Genomic DNA, 4,104 nt, shown 5'->3' on the forward strand with positions numbered 1-4,104 from the left:
CCTTAACCATCAATGCCGGTGCCGGACTTAATTCTATGGCATTTGGAACCGTGTTGGATCCAATCGGATCTGGCTTTGCCTTGATTAATGGGGCTTTATTCCAGCCTATTTTTCAAAACAGGAAGCTAAAAACCAACCATCGAATTGCGATCAAAGAACGAGAGATTGCGGAACTGGATTTCAGAGATAAAATAAACACTGCTGTGATGGAAGTTTCCAGTGCTTTGGTGAATATTGAAAAGCTGCAGGAAGAATATGATATCGCTCAAGAAAGAGTAAGGACGACCACCAAAGGTATGACAGATGCATTTTTACTTTTCCAAAGTGGATTTGCCAATTACTTGGAAATCATCAACGCACAAGAAGATGCCTTGCAAAACCAGCTCGAAGTGGTACAGTTAAAAATGCAATTGGCTTTGGCTAAAGTGGAATTATATAGGAGTCTTGGTGGCGGTTGGCAACTTAATGGCGATTAAAAGGAGTCAGTTTACGGAATTATTTCTCCTTTAAAAAAATGGCCTGTCAGTCCGAGTCTTAAATATTCTTCGAACATACAAAAAGTAAACAGTGGGATCCAAAATGGATTCTATTGTTTTCTTTTCGCATCTGAAAACCAATTCTCAACAATAAATGTTTTAAGTGTCGGCGAGTGGGGCTGACGCAGCAGATGGCAACAGTCACAGTTGGCAGGGAATTGTGTTTATTTGCAGAAGCAAAAATCATCTTGAAATCTGCATTGAAAAAAACTAACTTCCTCTTTGGTACTTTTGAGGCCAAAAGTACCCAAAAGCCTCTTCCCTAAACTCTCCTTCAAATCGGTAATAATTCCAGTAATAAATTCAATGCGTTCCGATTTGATTTTTTCGCTTTGGCATCTCCTAAAAATCGGCGGATCTCGCTCGAAACTCGCGAGCTAGCCGATTTTTTAACGGAGCTGCCTTCAGGTCAAAAACCGGATAGTTTAAGGGAGTCCCTCCAAAATTCGATTTTTTAACAAAATGACATTTCAATTTTAGAACAATCATTAATCGGTCGCGCGGTGGGAGGATTTGGCAGCGGGGCGGGCGGATGCTTTGTGCGGCGGAAGCTTTGCCAAATCTTGATTTTTTCGTCCTTTTGCATCAAGGCAAAAGGACAAAGGGTATAAATAGCAAAATGTTTATTTGGAGAAACAATTATCAACTCAAATTAATCTCCATTAACAAAGTATAAAATTTTGAAATTATTGATTTTCAAAATTTAAGTTAACCTGTCATTGGTAGCACTTGAGAGACGGGAGTCTCGAAATCGAAGACGCTTCGACTCCGCTCAACGTGACAACGCTGCTTGCCAACACAAAATTCATTTCAAGGATTAGTTTGCTTTTGGAAAGCAAAGAAGACAAAAACCAATCTTTTTTTACCTTTGCGCCATGAAGTCCGTAGCCGAAAACAAAAAGTCCACAAACATTGCTGAATACATCATCTACATGTATCAAATGGAGGATTTGATCCGATCTTATCAGGGAAATCCAGAGGAGATCAAAACTTTTGTGGTGGAAAAATATCCGGTTTCTGAGGAGGAAAAAGCAGAAATATCTGCGTGGTATTTAGGCCTTCTTGAGAAAATGAAAACTCAGGATATTTTAGAAAAAGGTCATTTAGAAGAATTGAATTTTTTGGTTTCTGAACTGGCACAAATCCATTGGAATCTCCTCAAGACAGATGCGGTTTATTTTGAAACATACAAAAAAGCAAAACCATTTATCCTTGATGCGGTGATGGAGGCATCAGGCAAAGAATTAGGGAATGAAATTCAAATCTGTCTGAATGGTGTGTATGGACTTTTACTTTGCCGACTTTTGGGAAAGAAAGTTTCAGATGAGCAATTGAAGTCAGCGGATACTTTTGGTGATATTCTAAGCACTTTGAGCTATCACTATAAAGTGAGGAGTTCTATTTCGAAAAATTGATCAATGAGCAATACCACCATTTTTATCGTTGTAGGTATCTTGGTTCTTCATTTTTTGATTGGCGTAGGCTATTTGATTTATAAAGTCAATGGAGGTAAAAACAAAGACTAAGTCAGCTTCTAAATTTTAATTCATAAACTCCCACACACTTTTGTAAGCACCCTTTTCTTCAAAATACCGCAGTAATCCATCAAAAAACGGGTTTTGAGCCAAGGTGCTGCTATCGCCGATCAAAACCAGTTTTCGTTTCGCACGGGTTAAGGCCACATTCATTCTTCGCTCATCGGCCAAAAACCCTATCTCTCCAGAGTCATTGGACCGGGTCAGAGAAATCATCATCAGATCTCTTTCCTGTCCCTGAAAGCCATCCACCGTATCGATGGTGATCAAGTCTGAAAAGGCTCTCAGATTGGGATAGTCAAACCCTTCAAAAATCAGATTTCGTAATAAACGAACCTGCGCACCATAAGGAGCTATCAGTCCAATTGTCCAGCCTTCTTGCTTGAAATTGGCAATCCCGATCCGCACAATCAACTCATTCAGATAGCGACAAGCAAAAGCGGCTTCTTCTGGATTAAAGGTGCTTAGGCTTTCCATTTCCTTTTGATCAGTATATCCTGCCCCTGCCGTATCAATCCATTCCAAAGAACTTTCTTCTCCCGGAAATACATGTAATTGGGTATTTGCTGCAGCCTTCAATTCTCCCTGGTAAAAATGGGCATTGGAAAAACCCATGATCGCCTCCGGCATCCGGTATTGAACCTGCAACATCTGTGCAGCCTGCGGCTTCCGGGAAATAACTTTCTCGAATAAGGTTTCTGCCAATCCTTCCTGAGCAGCCTGATAGGATTTGATCGTGGGAGGAAGCTGACAATGATCTCCGGCAAAAACCACTTTTTTGGCCTTCAAAATTGGAATCCAGGTTGCCGCTTCCAACCCTTGCGCAGCTTCATCTATAAATACAACGTCAAACTCCATTCCCTTCAGACTATAAGCAGATGATCCTACCAGCGTGCTGGCAAAAACCTTGGTCTTTTGAAAAATGTCGTACTGAATGTATTCTTCCAATGATTTCGAAGCTTCTCTTAATCGGGTAACTTCGGCAAACATCAACTTCCGCTGAGCCCGCTCCTCTGGTCCAAAATTTCGTTTGTATTGTTTGGCCAGTTTCAGGTACTGGTCTGTTTCTTTTCGAAGTTTCTTCAGATCCCTATAGCTTGGATGAAAAGCAGTTTTTGCATCCAAGGTCTGATTCAGAATCTTTTCCTCCACCCTGGCAGGATGCCCCAGACGTAGCGTTTCAATGCCTCTATCAGTAAGTTTCTCTACCAATAAATCTACCGCTGCATTACTTGGGGCACAGACTAAAATCGATTTTCCAGCGATCACGGAATCTTGGATCGCATCGATCAGAGTCGTTGTCTTCCCTGTTCCCGGAGGTCCATGCACAATCGCCACATCTTTGGCATTCGCGATTTTCTCACAGGCAGAGTTTTGTGAATCATTCAGTGCTTCATGAATTGGCTGGATTTTTTCAGAAAACTGAGGGGCTTTTTCTCCCAGGAGCACTTCTTTCAATTCCTCAACCCTTTTGTTTTCACCGGAAATCACTTTTTTCAAAGCAAACTCCATTTCCCGGTAGCTTGCTTCATCAAACAATAAATCCACTCCCAGCCTATTACCTTCCATCCAATCCGGTATTTCATCCACCTGAAGAGTGACCGTCATAGTATTTCTCTTTACAAAATTGATGACACCATTTACTCGGTGTTCTGCACTTTGGTAACTATCCTGTGTAGTAAAAAACGAAACGGATTTGCCTGAATTAAAGGAAGAAGGATGGTTGGAGTCGAAACGCTCTACTTCCACTAAAAGCCGCTCTCCCATCCCGATTTTACTTTTTTTGAGCTGAATCGGATACCAAGTGATGCCCTCCTTTTTCTTATCTGCTAGAGAGGTATTCAGGAATTTCTTTTTGTATTGCGCTAGGTCTTCCTGCCATTCAATTTTAAGCAGTTTGAGTCCTTTTTTTAATTCTTCCGTGATATTGGGCATCAATCCGTATTTTAGGGTCGAAACTAATCAAATCAGATTAAGTTTTCTACTCAAAAAGCATCGATGAACTATTTAGCTCATGCATATCTTTCCTTCCA

General features: G+C 40.9%; 3 protein-coding genes. 2 read left to right on the forward strand and 1 reads right to left on the reverse strand.

The annotated features are described in order from the left end of the window. Both Q0L68_RS17290 and Q0L68_RS17295 read left to right on the forward strand, forming a co-directional pair. Window positions 1–476 (forward strand): TolC family protein (locus Q0L68_RS17290; protein ID WP_296705514.1); only part of this gene is annotated, 476 nt, incomplete at its 5' end. 935 nt (window positions 477–1,411) lie between these two features. Beyond that, window positions 1,412–1,951 carry a DUF4924 family protein gene (locus Q0L68_RS17295; RefSeq protein ID WP_296705515.1) on the forward strand — a complete coding sequence of 180 codons (540 nt, stop codon included), beginning with the start codon at window positions 1,412–1,414 and terminating at the stop codon, window positions 1,949–1,951. Between the two features lie 126 nt (window positions 1,952–2,077). Here Q0L68_RS17295 and Q0L68_RS17300 read toward each other — a convergent pair whose 3' ends face one another. Beyond that, on the reverse strand, window positions 2,078–4,006 hold the full coding sequence (locus tag Q0L68_RS17300) for an AAA domain-containing protein (RefSeq protein ID WP_296705516.1): 1,929 nt from the start codon (window positions 4,004–4,006) through the stop codon (window positions 2,078–2,080). Window positions 4,007–4,104: the final 98 nt, after the last annotated feature.

Origin of the sequence: Algoriphagus sp., assembly GCF_024642405.1 — a bacterium.
Lineage (GTDB): Bacteria > Bacteroidota > Bacteroidia > Cytophagales > Cyclobacteriaceae > Algoriphagus.

What these genes read in the sequence shown, in the direction of transcription:
- Q0L68_RS17300 (WP_296705516.1), bottom strand. Translation starts at nt 4,006, where the DNA reads ATGCCCAATATCACGGAAGAATTAAAAAAAGGACTCAAACTGCTTAAA.
- Q0L68_RS17295 (WP_296705515.1), top strand. Translation starts at nt 1,412, where the DNA reads ATGAAGTCCGTAGCCGAAAACAAAAAGTCCACAAACATTGCTGAATAC.